15 protein-coding genes are annotated in these 17,624 nt (G+C 61.2%); 7 read left to right on the top strand and 8 right to left on the bottom strand.

Annotated elements, in window-relative coordinates; genetic code table 11:
• Window position 1: 1 nt before the first annotated feature.
• Window positions 2-3,637, top strand: a complete 3,636-nt coding sequence (locus tag BM70_RS0121315; protein WP_051556781.1) for a transporter substrate-binding domain-containing protein — start codon at window positions 2-4, stop codon at window positions 3,635-3,637.
• Between the two features lie 26 nt (window positions 3,638-3,663).
• On the opposite strand, the gene BM70_RS0121310 is transcribed toward BM70_RS0121315, so the two are convergent.
• A complete protein-coding gene (locus BM70_RS0121310) occupies window positions 3,664-4,146 on the bottom strand; it encodes a GAF domain-containing protein (protein WP_025857872.1) in 483 nt (160 codons plus the stop codon).
• Window positions 4,143-5,033, bottom strand: a complete 891-nt coding sequence (locus BM70_RS0121305) for an ATP-binding protein (RefSeq protein WP_025857871.1) — start codon at window positions 5,031-5,033, stop codon at window positions 4,143-4,145. The genes BM70_RS0121310 and BM70_RS0121305 overlap by 4 nt, the downstream gene beginning before the upstream one ends.
• 164 nt (window positions 5,034-5,197) lie before the next feature.
• Between BM70_RS0121305 and BM70_RS0121300 the strand changes: the two genes are divergently transcribed.
• A complete protein-coding gene (locus tag BM70_RS0121300; protein WP_025857870.1) occupies window positions 5,198-7,507 on the top strand; it encodes a response regulator in 2,310 nt (769 codons plus the stop codon).
• Here the strand turns inward: BM70_RS0121300 and BM70_RS0121295 are convergent.
• The 3 genes from BM70_RS0121295 to msrB form a co-directional block, all read right to left on the bottom strand.
• Window positions 7,461-7,940: a MarR family winged helix-turn-helix transcriptional regulator gene (locus BM70_RS0121295; protein WP_025857869.1), complete on the bottom strand. Its 480-nt coding sequence runs from the start codon at window positions 7,938-7,940 to the stop codon at window positions 7,461-7,463. The two genes, BM70_RS0121300 and BM70_RS0121295, sit on opposite strands and share 47 nt — an antisense overlap.
• Entirely contained in the window at window positions 7,937-8,422 is a 486-nt protein-coding gene (locus BM70_RS0121290) for a glutathione peroxidase (protein ID WP_025857868.1), read from the bottom strand. Before BM70_RS0121290 ends, BM70_RS0121295 begins: the two co-directional genes overlap by 4 nt.
• Before the next feature lie 177 nt (window positions 8,423-8,599).
• A complete protein-coding gene (gene msrB / locus BM70_RS0121285; protein ID WP_025857866.1) occupies window positions 8,600-8,992 on the bottom strand; it encodes a peptide-methionine (R)-S-oxide reductase MsrB in 393 nt (130 codons plus the stop codon).
• Window positions 8,993-9,194: 202 nt separating this feature from the next.
• Here msrB and BM70_RS0121280 point away from each other — a divergent pair, with 202 nt between their 5' ends.
• Window positions 9,195-10,406 carry a pyridoxal phosphate-dependent aminotransferase gene (locus tag BM70_RS0121280; RefSeq protein WP_025857865.1) on the top strand — a complete coding sequence of 404 codons (1,212 nt, stop codon included), beginning with the start codon at window positions 9,195-9,197 and terminating at the stop codon, window positions 10,404-10,406.
• Window positions 10,407-10,710: 304 nt separating this feature from the next.
• Complete coding sequence (htpX, locus tag BM70_RS0121275) at window positions 10,711-11,598, top strand: protease HtpX (protein ID WP_025857864.1); 888 nt, start codon at window positions 10,711-10,713, stop codon at window positions 11,596-11,598.
• A 62-nt stretch (window positions 11,599-11,660) separates the two neighbouring features.
• On the opposite strand, the gene BM70_RS0121270 is transcribed toward htpX, so the two are convergent.
• Window positions 11,661-12,317 (bottom strand): thiopurine S-methyltransferase, encoded by a 657-nt coding sequence (locus BM70_RS0121270; RefSeq protein WP_025857863.1) that lies wholly within the window; start codon window positions 12,315-12,317, stop codon window positions 11,661-11,663.
• 103 nt (window positions 12,318-12,420) lie between these two features.
• Here BM70_RS0121270 and BM70_RS0121265 point away from each other — a divergent pair, with 103 nt between their 5' ends.
• A complete protein-coding gene (locus BM70_RS0121265) occupies window positions 12,421-13,188 on the top strand; it encodes a class III extradiol ring-cleavage dioxygenase (protein ID WP_025857862.1) in 768 nt (255 codons plus the stop codon).
• A gap of 113 nt (window positions 13,189-13,301) precedes the next feature.
• On the opposite strand, the gene BM70_RS0121260 is transcribed toward BM70_RS0121265, so the two are convergent.
• Window positions 13,302-14,975 (bottom strand): DEAD/DEAH box helicase, encoded by a 1,674-nt coding sequence (locus BM70_RS0121260; RefSeq protein WP_025857861.1) that lies wholly within the window; start codon window positions 14,973-14,975, stop codon window positions 13,302-13,304.
• A gap of 423 nt (window positions 14,976-15,398) precedes the next feature.
• Between BM70_RS0121260 and BM70_RS0121255 the strand changes: the two genes are divergently transcribed.
• A complete protein-coding gene (locus tag BM70_RS0121255; protein WP_025857860.1) occupies window positions 15,399-16,190 on the top strand; it encodes a crotonase/enoyl-CoA hydratase family protein in 792 nt (263 codons plus the stop codon).
• Between the two features lie 116 nt (window positions 16,191-16,306).
• Here BM70_RS0121255 and BM70_RS0121250 read toward each other — a convergent pair whose 3' ends face one another.
• Window positions 16,307-17,062 (bottom strand): spermidine synthase, encoded by a 756-nt coding sequence (locus BM70_RS0121250; protein WP_025857859.1) that lies wholly within the window; start codon window positions 17,060-17,062, stop codon window positions 16,307-16,309.
• A 124-nt stretch (window positions 17,063-17,186) separates the two neighbouring features.
• Here BM70_RS0121250 and BM70_RS31460 point away from each other — a divergent pair.
• A partial coding sequence (locus BM70_RS31460) for a 3-deoxy-7-phosphoheptulonate synthase (RefSeq protein ID WP_043274320.1) occupies window positions 17,187-17,624 on the top strand: 438 nt, incomplete at its 3' end.

Genomic DNA, 17,624 nt, shown 5'->3' with positions numbered 1-17,624 from the left:
GATGCCCAGGCGTATAAAGGACTATCTGATTACATTGAGTGCCGGTTTGTGCTTCAGCACCGCCGTGCTCGCGAACCACCAAACGGGCCCGGAGCATTTCACCTTGTTGAGCCGTGCAGGCTCGGTTCAACTGGAAACCCACCTGAACAAGGCCCAACGCCAATGGCTGCAAAACAAGCGCGAACTGGTATTGGGCACCGCATCGCCTGACTACCCGCCCTTCGACCTCACGTCCAGTGGTCATGACTATGAGGGGCTCACCGCCGACTACGCCGGCCTGCTGTCGAAGGCCCTGGCCTTGCCGGTAACGGTGTTGCGCTACGCCTCCCGAGACGCCGCCATCCGCGCCCTTGAAACGGGGGATATTGATTTATTGGGCACCTCCAACGGCTTTGAGGCGGCGAACCCGAACCTGCTGCTGTCCGAACCGTATGCCGTGGATCAGCCGGTACTGGTCACCCGCGAAGGAGAGACCCGTAGCCTGGATAGTGGCCTGGCCGGTATGCGTCTGGCCTTGGTCTACCATTACCTGCCTCTGGGCGAGGTGGAAAAGTTGTACCCCGAGGCGATCATCCGCGCCTACCCGTCTTATCAGAACGCATTGAATGCGGTGGCATTCGACCAGGCTGATGTGTTCCTCGGCGATACCATTTCCACCCACTACATGATCAACAAGGGCTACCTGAAGAACATCCGCATGGCCAACTTCGGTAAACACGAAGCCTACGGATTCAGCTTTGCCATGGCCCAGCATCAGCGCACCCTCTTGAGCATCGTCGACGCTGTGCTGACCGCCGTGCCCACCAGTGAACGGGAAACCATCGCCAAACGCTGGAGTGCCGGTAGCGATATCCTGCTGACGGCCCAGAAGCTGCAACTGACCCAACGCGAAGAGCGCTGGTTGAAGGATCACCCGGTGGTCAAGGTGATCGTCAACGAAGCCTTCGCCCCGCTGACGTTCTTCGACGTCGACGGCAACTTCCGTGGTATCACCGCCGACCTGCTGGAACTCATTCGCCTGCGAACCGGGCTGCGTTTCGAGATCGAACGCGGGCGTGACGTGAACGCGATGATCGAACAGGTCGACGCCAACAACGTCGATATCATCGGTGCAATCGTGCCCAGCACTGAACGAGAGGAGCAACTGAATTTCAGCCGCCCCTACCTGGAAAACTCCTATGTGCTGCTGACACGCAAAGAGCCCGATGCGCCCTCGAGCCTGGAGCAGATGGCCGGCAAGCGCCTGGCGATCACCCCGGGCAACCCGCTGGAGCCCCTCCTGCACCGCGACTTCCCGGGCATCCAACTGGTAAGAGCCAGCGACACCTTCAGGGCATCGGAAATGCTGGCTAACGGCCAAGTGGAAGGTGCGGTGAACTCCTTGGTGGTCGCCAACTACTTACTGTCGTCCCAAGTGTTCCAGGACAAACTGCAGATCAGCACCAGTATCGGCACCTTGCCAGCCACCTTCGCCCTGGCGACAGCGCGCAGTGCCACCGAACTCAGCTCGATTCTCGACAAGGCCCTGCTGAGCATCGCGCCGGATGAACTCGGCGTGATCAACAGCCGCTGGCGTGGCTATACGGCCGCCTCCGACAGTTACTGGCGCGACTATCACCAACTGATCGCCCGCATCATCATCGGTACCGGGCTTTTGCTGCTGATCTCCCTGACCTGGAATGCCTACATGCGCCGCCAGATCAGGCACCGCAAAATGGCCGAGCGCGCCCTCAATGACCAGTTCGAGTTCATGCGTGCGCTGGTCAACGAAACCCCGCATCCGATCTACGTGCGTGATCGCAAAGGCCTGCTGCAGACCTGCAACGACAGCTACCTGCAGGTGTTCGACGTCAAGCGCGAAGACGTGATCGGCAAAAACGCGATCCAGATGAGCCAGGCCCTTGAAACCGACGCGACCCAATACCATGCCGACTACCAGCGGGTGATGGCCGAAGGCAACCCGCTGATCCTGGATCGCACCCTGCACATTCACGGGCAGAAACTGACGATCTACCATTGGATCCTGCCGTACCGCGACTCTACCGGAGAAGTACAGGGGATCATCGGTGGCTGGATCGACATCAGCGAGCGACGCCAACTGTTCGATGAAATTCGCGCAGCCAAGGAGCGCGCCGACGAAGCCAACCGCGCCAAGAGCACGTTCCTCGCCACCATGAGCCATGAAATACGCACGCCGATGAACGCGGTGATCGGCATGCTGGAGTTGACCCTCAAACGCGCCGACCAGGGCCATCTCGATCGCCCGGCCATCGAAGTGGCATACAACTCGGCCAAGGACCTGCTGGAGCTGATCGGCGATATCCTCGACATCGCACGCATCGAGTCCGGCCGCCTTAGCCTGGCGCCGGAGCGGGTCAACCTGCGCGAGGTGATCGAGTCGGTGGCGCGCGTCTTCGACGGCCTGGCGCGCCAGAAAACCCTCAGCCTGTCCCTTGAATTCAAGCCCGACCACGACGACACCGAAGTCCTGATCGACCCGCTGCGTTTCAAGCAGGTACTGTCGAACCTGGTCAGCAATGCCATCAAGTTCACCGAGCGCGGCCAGGTGAAAATCAAGGTGGACGTGGTGCCCACCGAATGGGCACAACAGGTCGAAATGAAACTGGTGGTCGAGGACACCGGGATCGGTATCAGCCGGGATGATCAGTTGCGCCTGTTCGAACCCTTTGCCCAGGCCGACAACTCCGGACAGCTGGCCAGGAGCGGCGCCGGGCTGGGGCTGGTGATCTGCCGCAGCCTGTGCGAAATGATGGGCGGGCAACTGAGCCTGAGCAGCGTGCCCATGGTGGGTACCCAGGTGCATGTCAGCCTGAAAATGACGCGCCTGCAGCCAGACCAGGCAACGAATGAACTGAAACCGGAAGTGCCTGCAACCGCGCCGGTACTCAATGTGCTGGTGGTGGATGACCATCCCGCAAACCGCTTGCTGATGTGCCAGCAGCTGGGTTACCTGGGCCATCAGTTCACGGCGGCCCAGAACGGCGCTGCCGGTTTCCAGGCCTGGCGCCAGGAACGCTTCGACCTGGTCATTGCCGACTGCAACATGCCCATCATGAATGGCTACGAGTTGAGTCGCTCGATCCGCGAATACGAACAGCGCGAGCAACTGGCACCGTGCGTGGTGCTGGGTTTTACCGCCAATGCCCAGCCCGAAGAGAAGCAACGCTGCGCCGAGGCGGGCATGAACGATTGCCTGTTCAAACCCATCAGCCTCACGGCACTGGAGCGTCAACTGGCGCAGATCGCTCCTCAACCCGCCGAGCTGCACCTGGACCTTGGCAACTTCGAAGCCTTGACCGGCGGCGATCGACAACTGAACTGGCGTTTGCTCAAGGAGCTGTTGAGCAGCAGTCGACAGGATCGCCAGGCGCTGAACGCGTTGATGGCCGCACACGCCCCGCTCGACGAGATCATCGAACAGGCCCACAGGATCAAAGGGGCTGCGCGTATTGTCCAGGCGACGTCATTGGCCGGGCAGTGCGAAGCGCTTGAACAGGCGTGTGCCCGCGGTGACGAATGGGCATCGATCGAAACCGGGGCAAAAGCCCTGGAAAAGCTCATGCTGGAACTGGAGCGGCTACTGCACGTGCAGCTTCACGGCCTGGATGGCGAGTAAGGGGCGGTTGCCGCCCCTTAACGTGATCAGCAGTCGGTCAAGCGCAGGAAAATCGCCGCCAGTTGTTCGATACCCGCCTGATCCTGGAGGGTGAAACGCGCGAGCGACGGGCTGTCGAGGTCAAGGACGCCAATCAGTTTACCGGCCTTGACCAAGGGCACCACCAACTCGCTGTTCGATGCGCTGTCACAAGCAATGTGCCCGGGAAACGCATGCACATCCTCGACCCGCTGGGTTTGCCTCGATGCCGCCGCCGTACCGCACACCCCGCGACCGAACGGGATGCGCACACAGGCGATCTGGCCCTGGAACGGCCCGAGCACCAGTTCTTCGTTACGGTTGAGATAGAAGCCTGCCCAGTTCAAGTCGTCCAATTGGTTGAACAGGAACGCCGAGAACTGCGCACTGTTGGCGATGAAGTCACGCTCATCGGCCAGCAGCGACTCCAGTTGCGCGCAGAGCATGGCGTAGCCATCCAGGCCAGTGCCGGCGCTGTGTAGATCGATCATGGTTGACGCTCCAGCAATTTGAGACCCACCCAGTAACGGGCGAATTGGTAGGCGCAACGGCCGTTGCGGTTGCCGCGGCCGGTAGCCCAGCGCACGGCGAGGATATCGAGGGCTTCATCGCGCTGCCACTGCAAACCGGCCTTGCTCGCCAGCTCGCCGATCCAGTGCTCCACCACATCCAGGAAATGCTCCTGGGTGAACGGGTAGAACGACAGCCACAGGCCGAAACGGTCGGACAGGGCAATCTTGTCCTCCACGGCTTCGCTCGGGTGCAACTCGCCATCCACGCGTTTCCAGTTGTCGTTGTCGCTCTGGTTTTCCGGCACCAAGTGGCGGCGGTTGGAAGTGGCGTACAGCAGCACGTTTTCCGGGGCTTGTTCGAGGGAGCCGTCGAGCACGCTTTTGAGCACGCGGTAATCACCCTCGCCGGCCTCGAACGACAGGTCGTCGCAGAACAGGATAAAACGCTGTGGCAGCTTGACCAGTTGCTCGACCACTCGCGGCAAGTCGGCCAGATGATCACGTTCGATTTCGATCAGGCGCAAGCCGGCCTTGGCGTGCTGTGCCAGCAACGCGCGCACCATGGACGACTTGCCAGTGCCACGCGACCCCCACAGCAGCGCATGGTTGGCGGGCAGGCCATCGATGAATTGCTGGGTGTTGCGCGCCAGTGTTTCACGTTGTTTATCCACGCCGATCAAGTCGGACAGACGCATCTCCAGGCTCACATCCAGCGGCAACAGGAAACCACTGCGGCCTTCACGCTGCCAGCGGGCCGCCAGGCACTGGCTCCAATCGATGGTTTGGCGCGGCGCGGGCAACAAGGGTTCCAGGCGGGCGAGCACGGCATCGGCCCGTTCAAGAAAGGCATTCAATCGAGAATCCACGATTATTCCTCTGGCAAGTTCTTGCAAAAGATGGCGTATTGGCAGCCCTGCGGCAGACCGCACGAGGCTGCGTAAAAAAACGATTCATGCCGGGTAAGCCAGAGCCTGTGGATGTTCAGCTATGCTTGCCGGGCGAAGGGAAACGTGAAGTGGTTAAACACTCGATGGATATCAAGTTCGCCCACCGCTTGTCTTATAAACAAGCCCGATTGACTGTGCTGGTCGGTTTCGTCTTGGGAACCTTGCTCAGTCTGATCCAAATCGGCATTGATTATGCCAGCGAAGACGCATCCATCAACCGTGAAATTCGCTCGCTGATCGAAATCAGCCACAACCCCGCATCACGCATCGCCTACAACATCGACGCCGAACTGGCCCAGGAACTGACCCTGGGCCTTTTGCACTCCCCCGCGATCATTCACGCCCAGTTGATCGACAACAACGGCGTGGTGCTGGCCGACGTCGACCGGCCGCGCAAGGAAAACACCTACCGGCCCCTCAGCGACTTCCTGTTCGGCGCCAACCGCCAGTTCGAAGACCGGTTGTTCCTCAGCCATATGCCCAACGAATCCCTCGGCGTACTGCGCCTGGACGTGGACACCTATGCCTTTGGCAGCCGCTTTCTGCGCCGTGCCGAGATCACCCTGCTCAATGGCTTTGTCCGCAGCCTGTTGCTGACCGGCATCCTGCTGGGCTTGTTCTACGTGATGTTGACCCAGCCGCTGGTGCGCATTATCCGCGAGCTGAGCAACCGCAAACAGGCACGCCTGGACTGCCCGCCAGGCCACGAGCATGACGAAATCGGCGTGTTGGTGAACGTTGCCAACCAGCAATTCGAAAACATGGAGACCGAGATCCAGCAACGCCGTCACGCCGAGGACCGACTGACCGAATACCTGGGGCAACTGGAAGACATCGTCTCCGCCCGTACTCTGGAGCTCAAGGCCAGCAACCAGCGGCTGAGCCAGTCCAACGATGAGCTGGAAGCGGCGAAGATACACGCACTGGGCATGGCCCAGGCACGGGCGGCGTTCCTGGCCAACATGAGCCACGAGATCCGCACCCCGCTCAACGGCCTGCTGGGGATGATCGCGCTGTCGCTGGACAGCCCGCTCAACGCTGAGCAGCGCCAGCAACTGTCCATCGCCCATGACTCGGGCAAGGTGCTGGTGGAGTTGCTCAACGATATCCTCGACCTGTCCAAGTTCGACGCCGGTCAGTTGGAGCTGGAGCGCATCCCGTTCGACCTGGGCTCGCTGGTCGAAGACACCGCCAACCTGCTGTCGCAGAACGCGGCGCCGAGTGTGGAGCTGACCTGCCTGATCGACCCGCAGTTTCCCGCCCAGGTGTTGGGCGACCCGACCCGCGTACGGCAAATCGTCAGCAACCTGCTGTCCAACGCCCTGAAATTCACGCGTTTCGGCCGTGTGGATGTGCGCCTCAGCGCGCTTGATGGACGCGTGCGCATTGAGGTCTGTGATACCGGCATCGGCATTGCCCAGGAAGCCCAGGTGAAGATCTTCCAGCCGTTCACCCAGGCCGGCGCCGGTATCACCCGCCAGTTTGGCGGGACAGGCCTGGGACTGGCCCTGACGCATAACCTGTGTGAAGCGATGAAGGGCCGATTGAGCATCAGTTCGGAGGTCGGCTTCGGCAGCCAATTCTGTGCAGACTTGCCGCTGCCAATCCATTTGCCCGCCGTGCAACCGGCGCCACTCAACGGTGAAGTGATCGCCATCACCAATGCCGGCAGCGGCCTGACGGAACTGCTCACGACCCTGCTGCCCCACTGGGGGCTGACGCCCCACTGCTATCCACGTGACGAAGACTTGAGCGGGCAAACCCCGGACCTGCTGATCACCGACTGCCCCGAATGCCTGTTTCGCCTGCGCCCATCCATTACCGCACCGATCCTGCTGGTGACCGCTTATGGCAATTTCATGCCCAGCGAAGAAGTCGCAGCGCTGGCACCGCTGCAGCAACAGGCACGCCCGTTGAGCCGCAACGCGCTTTATCAGATCCTGCAACGTAATTTGCGCAGCGACACCCAACTGATCCTCGACCCGGTTCAGATGGAAGCCGCGCCGCTGGTACACCGGGCGCGCATCCTGCTGGTAGAGGACAACCCGGTCAATCAATTGGTGGCCAAGGGCATGCTGAGCAAACTGGGGTGCGAGGTGGTCGTGGCCGCCCACGGTGGCGAGGCGCTCAAGTTCCTGGAGGAACAACGCTTCGACCTGGTGTTGATGGACTGCAATATGCCGGTGATGGACGGCTACGAGGCCAGCCGGCAGATCCGTCGCAGCGGGCGCTGGCCGGACCTGCCGATTGTCGCGCTGACCGCCAACGCCTTGTCCGAAGAACGCGAGCGTTGCCGGGCTGCGGGCATGAATGATTATTTGGCCAAGCCGTTCCGTCGAGAAGAACTCAGCGGTTTGCTGGATCTGTGGGTGCCGAAGACGACAAGTCTCTGATCTGTCGGAGCAATTGGTCCAGGCCATCGCGCAAGGTGTCGGCCTGGTTCAGGTCGACGCCGCTGTCGCACAACAGCCGGGTCTTGAGGCCATGGGCCTGGTCGCGCAATTGCACACCGGCTTGGCTCAGGCTCAAGTGCACTTCCCGCTCATCCTCGGCGCTGCGCTGGCGCCTGACCCATTTGAGGTGTTCCAGGCGCTTGAGCAGCGGCGTCAGCGTGCCCGAGTCAAGCATCAGGCGCTCACCCAAGGCCTTGACCGTGGGTTGCGCCGGCGCTGCGGCGTGCCATTCCCACAACACCAGCATCACCAGATATTGCGGGTAGGTCAGGCCGAGCTCATCGAGCATTGGCTTGTAGGCGCGGGTCACCGCCCGAGAGGCCGCGTAGAGCTTGAAGCACAACTGATTGTCGAGGGCCAGGGATACCGTCATTTGAGCAGGGCTTCGATCTCTTGGGTCAGGTCCTGCGGTTTGGTGGTCGGGGCGAAACGCTTGACCACCTGGCCGTCGTGACCAATGAGGAACTTGGTGAAGTTCCACTTGATGCCTTGGGAGCCGAGCAGGCCCGGCGCCTGTTTTTTAAGCTGCACGAACAAAGGGTGGGCATCGCTGCCATTCACATCGATCTTCTTGAACAGCGGGAAGCTGACACCGAAATTCAGCTCGCAGAATTCGGAGATCGCGCCTTCGTTACCGGGCTCCTGCTTGCCGAACTGGTTGCAAGGGAAACCCAGCACCACCAGGCCCTGGTCCTTGTACTGCTGCCAGAGTTGCTCCAGGCCTTTGTACTGGGGGGTGAAGCCACACTTGCTGGCGGTGTTGACCACCAGGATGGCCTTGCCGGCGAAATCGGCCAAGGTCTTTTGCTCACCCTTGATGGTGGTGCAAGGGATGCTCAGCAGGTTGTCACTCATGGCAGTGCCTCGATCAGGAGAAAAGAAGGGTAAACATAGTAAGCAATTCAATTGCGTGCAATTTAATTGACTGGACTGATACCCCATCATCACCGGACCCTGCAGGAGCCCGGCTTGCCGGCGATGGCGCCCGTGAGATCGTCATCGCCGGCAAGCCGGGCGTCTACAGAAGGTGTATCAACGCGGCACCAAGTCCAGGCAGACCGAATTGATGCAATAACGCAGGCCGGTCGGCGGCGGGCCGTCCGGGAACACGTGGCCCAGGTGCGCGTCGCATTTGGCGCAGGTGACTTCGGTGCGGATCATGCCGTGGCTGACGTCACGGATCTCGATCATCGCGCTGTCGGCAATCGGCTCGTAGAAGCTCGGCCAGCCGCAGCCGGCATCGAATTTGGTCTTGGCGTCGAACAGTGGCTCGTTGCAGCAAATGCAGTGGTAAACGCCGTCCGTGGTGGTGGCATTGTACTTGCCGGAGAACGGCCGCTCGGTGCCTTTGAGACGGCACACCTGATACTGCGCCGGGTCCAGCATGTCCTGCCATTCCTGAAGGGTTTTTTCCAACTTTTCCATCGGTACACCTCGGCAACTGAAAAAGCCTGATCTGTGTCTTTTCCATGGATCAGGCGGCACGTATGATTGCGCCTCTTCAAAACGCCAGTCTGGCACCCGCGCTACCGGCATTCAAACGTATTTATGGGTGCGGGCCCCGCAGGATTCACAGTACGGTAGTGTCCCCACCGTCTGGATCGTTCATTTTCAGGATCACATCGCCATGCAGGTCAGCAAATCGAACAAGCTCGCCAACGTCTGCTACGACATTCGCGGCCCAGTGCTCAAGCACGCCAAACGCCTGGAAGAGGAAGGCCATCGCATCCTCAAGCTGAACATTGGCAACCCGGCGCCGTTTGGTTTCGAAGCGCCGGACGAGATCCTCCAGGACGTGATCCGCAACCTGCCCACCGCCCAGGGCTATAGCGACTCCAAGGGCCTGTTCAGCGCGCGCAAGGCGGTGATGCAGTACTACCAGCAGAAACAGGTCGAAGGTGTCGGCATCGAAGACATCTACCTGGGCAATGGCGTGTCCGAGCTGATCGTGATGTCCATGCAGGCCCTGCTCAACAATGGCGACGAAGTGCTGGTGCCGGCGCCGGACTACCCGCTGTGGACCGCCGCCGTGACCCTGGCCGGTGGCCACCCTGTGCACTACCTGTGTGACGAAGGTGCCGACTGGTTCCCGGACCTGGCCGACATCAAGGCCAAGATCACCCCGAACACCAAGGCCCTGGTGATCATCAACCCGAACAACCCGACGGGCGCCGTGTATTCCAGGGAAGTGCTGCTGGGCATGCTCGAACTGGCGCGCCAGCACAACCTGGTGGTGTTCTCCGATGAGATCTACGACAAGATCCTCTATGACGACGCCGTGCACGTGTGCACCGCCTCCCTGGCGCCGGACCTGCTGTGCCTGACCTTCAACGGCCTGTCCAAGTCCTACCGCGTGGCGGGGTTCCGCTCCGGCTGGATCGCCATCTCCGGTCCCAAGCACAACGCGCAAAGCTACATCGAAGGCATCGACATGCTGGCCAACATGCGCCTGTGCGCCAACGTGCCGAGCCAGCACGCCATCCAGACCGCCTTGGGCGGCTACCAGAGCATCAATGACCTGGTCCTGCCCCAGGGCCGCTTGCTGGAACAGCGCAACCGCACCTGGGAACTGCTCAACGCGATCCCGGGCGTGAGCTGCGTGAAACCCATGGGTGCGCTGTATGCCTTCCCGCGGATCGATCCGAAGGTGTGCCCGATCCTCAATGACGAGAAGTTCGTGCTCGACCTGCTGCTGTCGGAAAAGCTGCTGGTGGTGCAAGGCACCGCGTTCAACTGGCCGTGGCCGGATCACTTCCGCGTGGTGACGCTGCCGCGTGTGGATGACCTGGACATGGCCATCGGTCGCATCGGCAACTTCCTCAAGTCCTATCGCCAATAACGGAAACGCCGCTGTACGACCGACAATCGGTCGTACAGCGAGTATCTGGCAACACTTCTCTGCGCCTCACCCGCTTGAGCACTTCACTGGCACCGCAAACATCACCTACCCCCTATGATTACAGGGCTGCAAGGCAACGGCGAAACGATAAAGCAGCCTTTTCCATGAGCGAAACGCCCTTCAAGGCTCTACATTCAGGCTGTAGGACACAGTTTGAAATAGTCGCTCGGTTGAATCACCCCATGCCGCACCTTATATACCCCGCAGTACGCGACATATTAAGCATGAGGAGAACTCTACAACCATGATGCGCATCCTGCTGTTCTTGGCCACTAACCTTGCGGTCGTGCTGATTGCCAGCATCACCTTGAGCCTTTTCGGCTTCAACGGGTTCATGGCGGCCAACGGGGTTGACCTGAACCTCAATCAGCTGCTGGTTTTCTGTGCGGTCTTTGGTTTTGCCGGCTCGCTGTTCTCGCTGTTCATCTCCAAGTGGATGGCGAAGATGAGCACCAGCACCCAGGTCATCACCCAGCCACGCACCCGGCATGAGCAATGGTTGCTGCAGACCGTCGAGCAGTTGTCCCGTGAAGCGGGCATCAAGATGCCCGAGGTCGGGATTTTCCCGGCCTATGAAGCCAACGCCTTTGCCACCGGCTGGAACAAGAACGATGCACTCGTTGCCGTCAGCCAGGGCATGCTGGAACGCTTCTCGTACGATGAAGTGAAGGCCGTGCTGGCCCATGAGATCGGCCACGTGGCCAACGGTGACATGGTCACCCTGGCGTTGGTGCAGGGCGTGGTGAACACTTTCGTGATGTTCTTCGCCCGTATCATCGGCAACTTTGTCGACAAGGTGATCTTCAAGAACGAAGAGGGCCGCGGCATTGCCTACTTCGTGGCGACCCTCTTCGCTGAAGTGGTGCTGGGCTTCCTGGCCAGCGCGATCACCATGTGGTTCTCGCGCAAACGGGAATTCCGTGCAGACGAAGCCGGGGCACGCCTGGCCGGTACCGGGGCGATGATCGCGGCCCTGCAACACCTGCGCTCCGAACAAGGCCTGCCGGTGCATATGCCGGATAGCCTGACCGCCTTTGGCATCAACGGTGGTATCAAACAGGGCATGGCTCGCCTGTTCATGAGCCACCCGCCGCTGGAAGAGCGGATCGACGCACTGCGCCGTCGGGGCTGATAACCAGCCGTTACACAAGAAGGGGCGATTTGATCGCCCCTTCTTTGTGGGCGCTTATATTGTCAACGCATCGTTAGCTGATAGACACGCTCGTCGAGCCGCGTGACGCCGTCCTGCACGAACTTCCAGCTCTCACCCAGAATGTCTTGCTCCTCCAGCGCCTCCAAGGTCCATTCCGAACCGAACAGCACCTTCACCTCGTCATCCGTCACCGCAAACGGTGGTCCGGCTTTCTGCGCCTGGTCGTAATCGAGGGTGATCAACAACCCCTGGCAACCTGGAGGCAGCAAGCTGTTCAGGTGTTCGGCGTATCGCGCACGCATCAGCGGCGGCAAGGCAATCAGTGCGGCGCGGTCATACAGTGCGGTGCAACCGGCCAGGACGTCGGCGTCCAGGGCGAAGAAATCGCCACACCACACCTCGACCCGATCAGCCTGATAAACCGTGAAGGCGCCCTGCCGTGTGATGCGTGGCACCAGGTTCTGCTCACTGAAGAACGCCTCGACGGCCTGCTCCGACAGCTCCACGCCCAGCACCCGCAGCCCACGGCTGGCCAGCCAGATCAGGTCCAGGCTCTTGCCACACAATGGCACCAGCACTTGGGCGTCTTCGGCGAGAGCGAGCTGCGGCCAGTGTCGTTGCAGATACGGGTTGACCTCAGGCAAATGGAAGCCGATCTGATTGCGCGCCCAGCGCTCCTGCCAAAACTTAGGCTCCATGGATCCCCCCGGAAATTCGATCAAAAGGCACTAAAACTTATATTAGATTTAGATCAATGATCTGATTGAAGATGGGCCCATGTTAACGCTCAGGACCCCACTTATGTTCCCCAGCCTGTTTATCTCCCACGGTTCGCCCATGCTCGCCCTGCAACCTGGCGCCAGCGGCCCGGCGTTGCAGCGTCTGGCGGCCGAGCTGCCACGGCCGAAGGCAATCGTGGTGGTGTCGGCGCATTGGGAAAGCCATGAGCTGCTGGTCAGCGGCAGTGCGGCGCCCGAAACCTGGCACGACTTCGGCGGGTTCCCGCGCGAATTGTTTGCCGTGCAATACCCGGCGCCGGGCGACCCGCAACTGGCCAGCGAGATTGTCCAGCTACTCCACGCCGATGGCCTGAACGCCCGCATTGACGACCGTCGCCCCTTCGACCACGGCACCTGGGTACCCCTTTCGCTGATGTACCCGGCGGCGGATATCCCGGTGGTGCAGGTTTCGCTGCCCAGTCGCATGGGCCCAGTCCTGCAGACCCGCGTCGGGCATGCCCTGGCCAGCCTGCGCGGGCAAGGCGTGCTGCTGATCGGCTCGGGCAGTATCACCCATAACCTCGGTGAGCTTGATTGGCGCGCCGGGCCGGAGACCATCACGCCATGGGCGCTGGCTTTTCGCGATTGGGTCGTCGACAAGCTGGCGGCCAACGATGAAACCGCGTTGCACGACTATCGCCGTCAGGCACCAAATGCCGTGCGCAGCCATCCCAGTGATGAGCATCTGTTGCCGCTGTATTTTGCGCGGGGCGCCGGTGGCGACTTCAGCGTGGCGCACCAGGGCTTCACGATGGGCGCGCTGGGCATGGACATCTACCGCTTCGGCTAGCGCCAGCCCTTGCAGGAGCCGGCAAGGGCTGTATGCCGTGCAAACAATTCAGGCATAAAAAATCCCGAACCAGTCGGGATTTTTTATGTGCGATCAATCAGCCCAAAGGCGGATCAATCTTCGCGATAACGACGCAGCTTCAGCTGCTTACCGGCAACGCGTGTGTCTTTCAGCTTGGCCAGCAGTTTTTCCAGACCGTCTTCCGGCAGCTCCACCAGGGAGAAGCTGTCACGGACCTGGATGCGACCGATGGCTTCACGTGCCAGGCCACCCTCGTTGAGGATAGCGCCCAGCAGGTTCTTGGCAGCGATACCGTCACGCGCGCCCAGCGCGGTACGGCAACGAGCACGGCCTTCAGCCAATGGAACCGGAGCGCGACGCTCACGATCACCACGGTCTGGACGGTCGCCGGAACGCTCTGGGCGATCACCGCGTGGCGCGCTGTTCGGAACCAGTGGACGTTCTTTCTCGATGGCTGCCAGGGTCAGGGCCTGACCGTTGGTAGCTTTGCGCAGCAGGGCTGCAGCCAGGGCACGCGGGGTGCAACCGATATCGGCGGTCAGGCGGTCCAGCAGATCGCCGTGGGTCGATTCAGCGTCAGCCACCAGTGGCGCCAGGCTGTTGGTCAGTTTCTTGATGCGGGCATCGAGAACGGCCTGGGCATCCGGCAGGCGCACTTCGGCCACTTTCTGGCCGGTTACGCGCTCGATCACTTGCAGCATACGGCGCTCGCGCGGCGTTACCAGCAGCAGTGCACGACCTTCGCGACCAGCACGGCCGGTACGGCCGATACGGTGCACGTAGGACTCTGGATCGTACGGCATGTCAACGTTGAACACGTGGGTGATACGTGGAACGTCGAGGCCACGGGCAGCAACGTCGGTCGCCACAACGATGTCCAGGCGGCCATCCTTGAGGGAGTCGATGACGCGCTCACGCTGGTTCTGGGCGATGTCGCCGTTCAGCGCAGCGGCCTTGTAGCCTTTGGCTTCCAGGGCGCTGGCCAGGTCCAGGGTCGCTTGCTTGGTGCGCACGAACATGATCAGGGCGTCGAAGTCTTCGACTTCCAGCAGGCTCAATACAGCCGAGGTCTTCTGGTCAGCGTGAACCAACAGGTGAGCCTGTTCGATCGCGGTAACGGTCTGGGTCTTGGTCTGGATCTTCACGTGTTGCGGATCGCGCAGGTGGCGTTCGGCAATGGCACGGATCGACTGTGGCAGGGTGGCCGAGAACAGGACGGTCTGACGGGTCGGTGGCAGTGCCTTGAAGATGACTTCCAGGTCATCCATGAAGCCCAGCTTCAACATTTCGTCAGCTTCGTCGAGAACCAGGTGGTTCACGGTCGACAGCACTTTCTCGTCACGACGCAGGTGGTCGCACAGACGGCCCGGGGTGGCGACAACGATCTGTGCGCCGTTACGGATAGCCTTGAGTTGCGGGCCCATCGGCGCGCCGCCGTAAACGGCCACAACGGTGACGCCTGGCATTTGCTTGGCGTAGGTTTCAAAAGCGGTTGCTACTTGCAGCGCCAACTCGCGGGTTGGCGCCAGGATCAGGGCTTGCGGTTCGCGCTTGGCAGGATCGATGCAGTGCAGGATAGGCAGGGCGAACGCGGCGGTTTTACCGGTACCGGTTTGCGCCTGGCCAATCATGTCCTGGCCGGCCATGATGATCGGGATCGATTGCTGCTGAATCGCCGAAGGCTCTTCGTAGCCGGTCGCTGCGACGGCTGCAAGAATATTCGGGTTAAGATTAAAAGCGGCGAAGCCGCCGGTTTCCTGGGTCATGGGTCTGCCTCTAAGTGCATCCGCAAAGACCCATGCTCCAAAGCTGCGCATGCCGTGTTGAGACTCAAGAGTCGCCCTGGCTGCTTTGTCGGCGGGGATTTGCGAAAACGAATGAATGAAAAAGATTCGTCAAGGAAGAGTCCGCTGTGCGGACGTGCAGCCGAAGCTGACTTCGGGGAATTGCGCTACCTAAACGCGGCCCGGTTAAAGGCCGGCGCGCACTATACCGGAAATACCTGAAAAAGGGAGCTTTTTTTATCGGAAAGCGCCGATAAACCGCGCTGCGTCACAGCCTTTGCAGATAACACTGGCAGGGTCTATTTTTCAAAGGCCCGGCCCTGCTGGGCATAAAGCTTAAACGGTTCACCCGACCTTTCGGCCCCTTTGGTCTGAAAGCTTTCCCCGCCCTCGAGGGTACACCCGATGAATCAAGCCAGCAGCAGCCGCGTCAGCCGTGAACTCCGGGGCCATGTCCTGCTGCTGGGCCTGGACCGGGTGGCCAAACGCAACGCTTTCGACCTGGACCTGCTCAATGAGCTGAGCCTGGCGTATGGCGAATTTGATCGAAATGACGATGCACGAGTGGCGGTGGTGTTCGCCCATGGCGACCACTTCACCGCCGGACTGGACCTGGCCAACGTCAGCGCAGTGATGGCCGGCGGCTGGCAACCACCGTTGGGTGGATGCGACCCCTGGGGCGTGTTCGCCGGCCCACGGGTGAGCAAGCCGGTGATCGTCGCGGCCCAGGGCTACTGCCTGACCATCGGCATCGAGTTGATGCTGGCGGCAGATATCAATCTTTGCGCGAGCAACACGCGCTTTGCGCAGATGGAAGTACAGCGTGGGATCTTTCCGTTCGGCGGCGCGACGTTGCGCTTTCATCAGATCGCCGGCTGGGGCAACGCGATGCGCTGGCTGCTCACCGGTGATGAGTTCGACGCCCATGACGCTCTGCGCCTGGGCCTGGTGCAGGAAGTGATGGCCAGCGAAGACCTGCTGCCCCGCGCCGTCGAACTCGCCAACCGCATCGCCCGCCAGGCGCCACTGGGCGTGCAGGCGACGCTGATGTCGGCACGGCTGGCGCATATGGAAGGTGAAGCCGTTGCCGCCGCCGCATTGCCAGCGCTGGTGAACAAGTTGCTCAATAGCGAGGATGCCAAGGAAGGGGTGCGGGCGATGGTTGAGAAGCGGCCTGGGGTGTTCAAAGGTATTTGAGTTGGCAGTACCAATGCCATCGGGGGCAAGCCCCCTCCCACACTTGGAACGCATTTCAAAGGTGGGAGGGGCGGTGCGACGATTCGACTTGCCCCCGATGGCGTCGTGACAGGCGACTAAGTCGCCGGCCGAATCGCCTTGATCAGCGGTTGCAACGAATACCCAAGGCGCGGCGCCAAGGCTTCAGCGCGAGCGGACAGCGCCCCCAGGTCCAGCACCTGATCCAGTTCCGAAGGCACCAGCAGAATCACATTGCCCTCCTTCACCGGCAGCTCCCAGTAATGCCGGTGGTACAAGCCACGCAACAACGCCGCGCCCAGGGGTTTACCGTCGTCGGTGGCCCACTGGTTGATCACCAACCAGCCGCCGGGGTTGAGTTTTTTCTGGCAGTTTTCCAGGAAGGACCAGGCCAGGTGCCCGACGCCGGGGCCGACGTCGGTATAGAGGTCGACGAAAATCAGGTCGGCCGACTCGGCGCTGTCGAGCAATTGCAGGGCGTCGCCAATACGGATGTACAGCCGTGGGTCGTCGTCCAACCCCAGGTATTCGATGGCCAGGCGCGGCACATCGGGGCGCAGTTCGATGGCCTCCACGTCCTCCAATGGCAGGAACTTGAGGCATGCCTGGGTCAGGGTGCCGGCGCCCAGGCCGAGGAACAGCGCACTTTCCGGCTGTTCATGGCACAACGCGCCGATCAGCATCGCGCGAGTGTAGTCATACTCCAGCCAGCTCGGGTCAGCAGTGAACACGCAGCTTTGCTCGATGGCATCGCCGAACTCGAGAAAACGGTAATCGGCCACTTCGAGCACACGGATCATGCCGAAATCATCATGGACTTCGGCGAGCAGGCGCTCGACACGCTCCTCGGTCATCACTACTCCTAACAGGTTTGCTGCACGGCAAAGGCGCGATTGTCGGCCAACCAGCGGCAACAGGTCACGCACTAATTGCTGATAACATTGGCGCCCGACCGTCAATCAGCCAATCGAGTTCATGATGAGCCAACCCTGGAGCCCCGACAGCTGGCGCGCCCTGCCGATCCAGCAACAACCCCAGTACCCGGACGCTACGCACTTGTTGCAAGTGGAGCAGAACCTGGCCAGCTACCCGCCACTGGTGTTTGCCGGGGAAGCCCGCGAGTTGCGCCGCCAGTTTGCCGAAGTGACCCAGGGGCGTGCGTTCCTGCTGCAAGGCGGCGATTGCGCCGAGAGCTTTGCCGAGTTCTCCGCCGCGAAAATCCGTGACACCTTCAAGGTGCTGCTGCAGATGGCCATCGTGATGACCTTCGCCGCCGGCTGCCCGGTGGTGAAAGTCGGGCGCATGGCCGGCCAGTTCGCCAAGCCGCGTTCGGCCAACGATGAAACCATCGACGGGGTCACCCTGCCCGCCTACCGTGGCGACATCGTGAATGGCATCGGCTTCGACGAAAAAAGC

The organism is Pseudomonas sp. CHM02, assembly GCF_000612585.1.
Taxonomy (GTDB): domain Bacteria; phylum Pseudomonadota; class Gammaproteobacteria; order Pseudomonadales; family Pseudomonadaceae; genus Aquipseudomonas.
Note: the sequence above shows the minus strand (reverse complement) of the source record. Positions and strands in the feature narration are given on the sequence as shown.

Coding starts and splice junctions, on each gene's coding strand:
- BM70_RS0121315 (WP_051556781.1), top strand. CDS start 2: ATGCCCAGGCGTATAAAGGACTATCTGATTACATTGAGTGCCGGTTTG.
- BM70_RS0121310 (WP_025857872.1), bottom strand. CDS start 4,146: ATGATCGATCTACACAGCGCCGGCACTGGCCTGGATGGCTACGCCATG.
- BM70_RS0121300 (WP_025857870.1), top strand. CDS start 5,198: ATGGATATCAAGTTCGCCCACCGCTTGTCTTATAAACAAGCCCGATTG.
- BM70_RS0121295 (WP_025857869.1), bottom strand. CDS start 7,940: ATGACGGTATCCCTGGCCCTCGACAATCAGTTGTGCTTCAAGCTCTAC.
- BM70_RS0121290 (WP_025857868.1), bottom strand. CDS start 8,422: ATGAGTGACAACCTGCTGAGCATCCCTTGCACCACCATCAAGGGTGAG.
- msrB (WP_025857866.1), bottom strand. CDS start 8,992: ATGGAAAAGTTGGAAAAAACCCTTCAGGAATGGCAGGACATGCTGGAC.
- BM70_RS0121280 (WP_025857865.1), top strand. CDS start 9,195: ATGCAGGTCAGCAAATCGAACAAGCTCGCCAACGTCTGCTACGACATT.
- htpX (WP_025857864.1), top strand. CDS start 10,711: ATGATGCGCATCCTGCTGTTCTTGGCCACTAACCTTGCGGTCGTGCTG.
- BM70_RS0121270 (WP_025857863.1), bottom strand. CDS start 12,317: ATGGAGCCTAAGTTTTGGCAGGAGCGCTGGGCGCGCAATCAGATCGGC.
- BM70_RS0121265 (WP_025857862.1), top strand. CDS start 12,421: ATGTTCCCCAGCCTGTTTATCTCCCACGGTTCGCCCATGCTCGCCCTG.
- BM70_RS0121260 (WP_025857861.1), bottom strand. CDS start 14,975: ATGACCCAGGAAACCGGCGGCTTCGCCGCTTTTAATCTTAACCCGAAT.
- BM70_RS0121255 (WP_025857860.1), top strand. CDS start 15,399: ATGAATCAAGCCAGCAGCAGCCGCGTCAGCCGTGAACTCCGGGGCCAT.
- BM70_RS0121250 (WP_025857859.1), bottom strand. CDS start 17,062: ATGACCGAGGAGCGTGTCGAGCGCCTGCTCGCCGAAGTCCATGATGAT.